This is a genomic window from Streptomyces calidiresistens, assembly GCF_014141525.1.
Lineage (GTDB): Bacteria > Actinomycetota > Actinomycetes > Streptomycetales > Streptomycetaceae > Streptomyces > Streptomyces calidiresistens.
Genome location: NZ_VKHS01000394.1, coordinates 1 through 5,052 on the forward strand (window position 1 = coordinate 1; position 5,052 = coordinate 5,052).

Below are 5,052 nucleotides of genomic sequence, written 5' to 3' on the forward strand. Positions count from 1 at the left end.
GGGAGGGCGGCGGGGTCTGGGCGGTGGTCGCCCCCGATCCGGTGGGGCCGTTCCCGGTGGAGCGGGCGGTCCGGCTGACCGGTGACGAGCTGTACAGCGGCCGGGCGATCCGGGACCGGGCCGGCCGGTGGGTGCTGTTGGCGTTCGAGAACGTCGGTGACGCCGGCGACGGGACCGATTTCGTGGGCCGGATCTCCGATCCGTTGCCGCTGGGATGGTCGACCGGGGGCGAGTTGGTCCTCGCGGTCGGGGAGGGTGTGCGATGAGTGGTTCCGAGCGGGTTCCGGGCGGGGCGTCGGGGGAGGTCACCGTGCACGGGAGGGTGGCGTCCGGTTTCGAGCCCCTGCGGGAGGCCTTCGCGGCGGTCTTCGAGGGGTCCCCGGAGACGGGGGCGGCGCTCGCCGTCCTGCACCGGGGCGAGCCGGTGGCGGACCTGTGGGGCGGGATCGCGGACACCCGCACCGGCGCCCCCTGGCAGGCGGACACCCCGAGCGTGATCTTCTCCTGCACCAAGGGGCTGGTCTCGATCCTGGCCGCCCGCCTGGTGCAGGAGGGCCGGCTGGACTACGAGGACCGGGTGGCGACCCACTGGCCGGAGTTCGGCCGGGCGGGCAAGGCCGGGGTGACGGTGCGCGACGTCCTCTCCCACCGCGCCGGGCTGTCGGCCCCCCGCCGGTCGTTCTCCACCGCCGAGGTGCTCGACTGGCAGACCGTGACCGCCGCGCTGGCGGAGCAGGAGCCGCTGTGGGAGCCCGGTACCGGGTACGCCTACCACGCCCTGACCCACGGCTGGTTGGCCGGCGAGGTCATCCGCCGGATCACGGGGGTGTCGGTCGGCCGGTACTTCGAGGAGGTGATCGCCGGGCCGCTCGGCGCGGAGGCGTGGATCGGGGCGCCGGAGGAGGTGCTGGGGCGGGTGGCGCACCTGGGCGTCGGCGCGTCCCTGGTCGAGCACGTCCGGCAGCAGGAGACCGCCGCGGAGCGCACCCCGGACCGTCCCGACTGGCCGGGGCTGGCGATGACGCTGGGGGACGCCTTCCCGCAGGAGTTGGCGCACCCGACGCGCGGTTTCAACGACCCGGCGGTGCGGGCGGCGGAGATACCCGGCGCCGGGGGCATCGCCACCGCCCGGGCGCTGGCCGCGATCTGGTCGGCGACGGTCACCGACACCCGGGGCGTGCGACTGCTGGGGGACGACGTCCTGCGGCGGGCGCTGGTGCCGCAGAGCTGGGGCGCTCCGGTGTTCGACGTGCCGGGCCCGTACGCCCGGTGGGCGATGGGCTTCCAACTCGACTCGGAGGCGCGGCGTTTCCTCACCGCGGACGCTTTCGGGCACGACGGGGCCGGGGGCCAGGTGGCCTTCGCGGACCCGGTGACCGGGGTGGGTTTCGCCTTCCTCACCAACCGGATGGAGGCGGGGGACGACCGGCGCGCGACCCGGATCGTGGACGCGCTGCGGGGCATCCTGCCCGGGTGACCGGACCCGGTCCCGGGCGGGGCCGGTGGAGGGTGTCGGGGCCGGTCGATCCATACGGATCGACCGGCCCCCTCCCGTGGGCCCCGGACGCGCCCTTCCCCTTGACGCACCGGTTCGTCGACGCTGGGATGTGGACTGAGCAAGCGCTTGGTCAACCAGGAGGCGACATGGCCGTGAACCCCCGACCGGAAGACCTGCGACGGTTCGTCGCGGAGGACCCCGACGGCCCGGTGGTGATGCTCAACCTGCTGCGGTTCACGGAGGGCGGACGGGAGCCCTACCGCCGCTACTCGCGGGCGGTGGCCGAGACCTTCCTGCCCCGTCACGGCGGGGAGGTGCTCTACGCCGGCGAGGGCGCCGCCGCGCTGGTGGCCGAGGAGGGGCAGGAGTGGGACGCGGTCCTGCTGGTCCGGTACCCGAGCCGGGCGGCGTTCCTGGCCATGGTCTCCGATCCGGGGTACCGGGAGGTGGCCGAGTGGCGGGCGGTCGCCCTGAGCGAGGCGGTGCTCCAACCCACCCGGCCGTGGGGCCGACCGGACGCCGCACCCCGGGGGGCGGGGAAGGGCACCGAGGACCCGGGGGAACCCGAAGGGGTTGGCGGCGCGCATTAATTATTATTTAATGAATCCCGGTGGGCAGGAGGTGCCCCGGCTTCGACGCCGTGACGGGAGGACGCGTGGAACAGCAGACCCCGTCACGCGGCGGCCGGTTCGCCGGGCGATGCGTGCTGGTGACGGGCGCGGCCTCCGGGATCGGGGCGGCGACGGCCCGGCGGCTGGCCGCCGAGGGGGCCGCCGTCGCGGTCACCGACCTCCGGACCGACGGGGCCGCCCGGGTCGCCGAGGACATCCGGCGCTCCGGCGGCGAGGCCGACCACCACGCCCTCGACGTCACCGACGAGGACCGCTGGTCGGAGGTCGTCAGGGCGGTGGGCGAACGCCTCGGCCCGGTCTCCGGCCTGGTCGGCAACGCGGCCGGCGTGACCGTCGGCCCGGCCGACCGCATCGACCTCCCCGAGTGGAACCGACAGCTCGCGGTCAACCTCACCGCCGCCTTCCTCGGCTTCCGCGCCTGCCTGCCCCACCTCCGCGAAACCGGGGGCGCCGTGGTCCTGGTCTCCTCCGTGCACGCCCTCGCCGGCCTGCCGGGACGCCCCGCCTACGCCGCCGCCAAGGCCGGACTCACCGGACTGACACGCCAGTTGGCGGTGGAGTACGGCCCCGGGGTACGGGTGAACGCCGTCCTTCCCGGCCCCGTCCTCACCCCCGCCTGGGACGGCCTCGGCGAGGCCGACCGGCGTGCGAGCGCCGCGCAGACGGCGGCCGGACGCCTCGGTCGCCCCGAGGAGGTCGCCTCCGCCATCTCCTTCCTCCTCCACGCCGACGCCTCCTACGTCACCGGGGCGTCGCTGGTGGTGGACGGCGGCTGGAGCGTCGTCAAGGGGGGCTCGTGACCCCGGGCCCCGCCATCACACCGTCCACCACACCGGTGGCCACCGCGCGCCGGCTCCCCCGGTGTCCGGAACGGGCGAGGAGCACCGCGTGAGGATCACCCGCGTCGAGACGTTCGCCGTGCCCCCGCGCTGGCTGCTGTGCCGGATCGAGACCGACGAGGGCGTCGTCGGCTGGGGCGAGCCGGTCATCGAGGGCCGCGCCGCCACCGTCCGCACGGCGGTCCGGGAACTCTCCGAACTGCTGTTGGGGCGCGACCCGTTGCGCGTCGAGGACCACTGGCAGGCGATGACCAGGGGCGGCTTCTACCGGGGCGGGCCGATCCTCGCCGCAGCCGTCGCCGGCCTGGACCAGGCCCTGTGGGACATCCTCGGCAAGACCCTGGGCGCGCCGGTGCACGTCCTGCTCGGCGGCCCGGTGCGGGACCGGGTGCGCGCCTACGGCTGGGTGGGCGGGGACGACCCCGCCGAGATCACCGACGCGCTGACCGCCGTGGTGGAGTCCGGTCTCACGGCCGTGAAGATGAACGCCGCCGGCCGGATGAACCGCCTGGGCACTGTCGGCGAGTTGGACCGGGTGGTGCGCCGCGCCGAACTCGCCCGCGAACTCCTGGGACCGGAGCGGGACTTCGCGCTCGACCTGCACGGTCGCTCCTCCGCCGCCAACACCCGTCGGCTGCTGCCCCTGCTCGCCCCCACCGCCCCCCTCTTCGTGGAGGAGCCGGTGCTGCCCGAACACACCGAACTCCTCGCGGGGTTGGTGGCCTGCTCCCCCGTGCCGCTGGCCACCGGCGAGCGGCTGTACTCGCGGGCGGAGGTGCTGCCCGCGCTGCGGGCCGGGATCGCCGTCCTGCAACCGGACCCCTCGCACGCCGGCGGCATCTCGGAGGTGCGGCGGATCGCCTCCCTCGCCGAGACCTTCGACGTGCCGATCGCCCCGCACTGCCCGCTCGGCCCCGTCGCCCTCGCCGCGAGTCTGCAACTCGCCTTCGCCACACCGAACTTCCTGATCCAGGAACAGAGCCTCGGCATCCACTACCACTCCGGGGCCGAGCTGCTGGACTACGTGGTGGACCGGGAGGTCTTCCGGCTCCGGGAGGGGCACTTCGCGCGTCCGACCGCGCCGGGCCTGGGCATCGAGGTGGACGAGGCCGCCGTGCGGGCGGCCGACGACGGCGCCCCGGAGTGGCGCAACCCCCTGTGGCGCCATCCCGACGGATCGTTCGCCGAGTGGTGACCCCCGCCGCCCGGCCCCACCCCGCTTCCCGCTCCCCCGACACCGACGGAACGGTCCCGCAGTGAACAGAGCGCCGCACACCACCGACCCCACCGGCCCCGACGCCCTCCTCTCCCGACTGCGCCGCGAGCGGCTGGCCGCGATCATCCGCGGCCGGGACGCCCGTGCCTGCGTCCGCGCCGCGATGGTCCTCGTCGAGGAGGGCGTCGGGCTGATCGAGATCTCGCTCACCACGCAGGACGCCGACCGCGTGCTCCGCGAGGTCGTCCACGAGGCGGGCGACCGGGCCCTGATCGGCGCCGGGACCGTGCTCTCCGCCGAGGACGCCGAGCGGGCCCGGGACGCCGGGGCGACCTGGCTGGTGACCCCCTGCCCCGGTGCCGGCCTCGACGCCGCCCGGGGGACCGGACTCCCCGTGCTGGGCGGGGCGTTGACCCCCGGCGAGTGCGCGGCGGTGATGGCGGCCGGCGCGACGGCGGTGAAGCTCTTCCCCGCCTCCCTCGGCGGTCCGCCCTACCTGGGCGCGCTGCGCGATCCGTTCCCGGACATGCCCATCGTGCCGGTCGGCGGGGTGGACGCGGAGGCCGCCGCCGCGTACCTGACGGCCGGGGCCGTGGCGGTCGGGGTGGGCGGCCCGCTGCTGGGCGACGCCCCGCACGGCGGGGACACCGCCGCCCTGCGCGAGCGGGCCCGGGCCTTCCTGGCGGTGTGCGCGGACGGGGCCGGCACGTGAGCGCGCGACCCGCCGTGGACGTGCTGACCTTCGGGGAGACGATGCTCTGCGTCCACACCCCCGGCTCCCTGACGGTGGGAGCCGGGGCGCGGGTCACCGTGGCGGGCGCGGAGTCGAACGTCGCGGTCGGCCTGGCCCGGCTCCCACCGTCAGGG

Annotated in this window: 5 protein-coding genes and 1 pseudogene; all 6 read left to right on the top strand. The window is 75.9% G+C overall.

Going from position 1 to position 5,052, the window contains the following annotated elements:
- Nucleotides 1-266, top strand: a pseudogene (locus tag FOE67_RS16145) (hypothetical protein); the annotation flags it as partial.
- Nucleotides 263-1,477, top strand: coding sequence for a serine hydrolase domain-containing protein (locus tag FOE67_RS16150; protein ID WP_182664894.1), 1,215 nt, complete (start codon nt 263-265; stop codon nt 1,475-1,477). The pseudogene FOE67_RS16145 and the gene FOE67_RS16150, both read left to right, overlap by 4 nt.
- A gap of 167 nt (nt 1,478-1,644) precedes the next feature.
- A complete protein-coding gene (locus FOE67_RS16155; RefSeq protein WP_182664896.1) occupies nt 1,645-2,088 on the top strand; it encodes a DUF1330 domain-containing protein in 444 nt (147 codons plus the stop codon).
- A gap of 65 nt (nt 2,089-2,153) precedes the next feature.
- Nucleotides 2,154-2,930: an SDR family NAD(P)-dependent oxidoreductase gene (locus tag FOE67_RS16160; RefSeq protein WP_323384970.1), complete on the top strand. Its 777-nt coding sequence runs from the start codon at nt 2,154-2,156 to the stop codon at nt 2,928-2,930.
- A gap of 88 nt (nt 2,931-3,018) precedes the next feature.
- Nucleotides 3,019-4,164 carry a galactonate dehydratase gene (dgoD, locus tag FOE67_RS16165; RefSeq protein ID WP_182664898.1) on the top strand — a complete coding sequence of 382 codons (1,146 nt, stop codon included), beginning with the start codon at nt 3,019-3,021 and terminating at the stop codon, nt 4,162-4,164.
- Between the two features lie 61 nt (nt 4,165-4,225).
- Nucleotides 4,226-4,897: a bifunctional 4-hydroxy-2-oxoglutarate aldolase/2-dehydro-3-deoxy-phosphogluconate aldolase gene (locus FOE67_RS16170; protein ID WP_182664900.1), complete on the top strand. Its 672-nt coding sequence runs from the start codon at nt 4,226-4,228 to the stop codon at nt 4,895-4,897.
- The last annotated feature ends 155 nt before the right edge of the window (nt 4,898-5,052 follow it).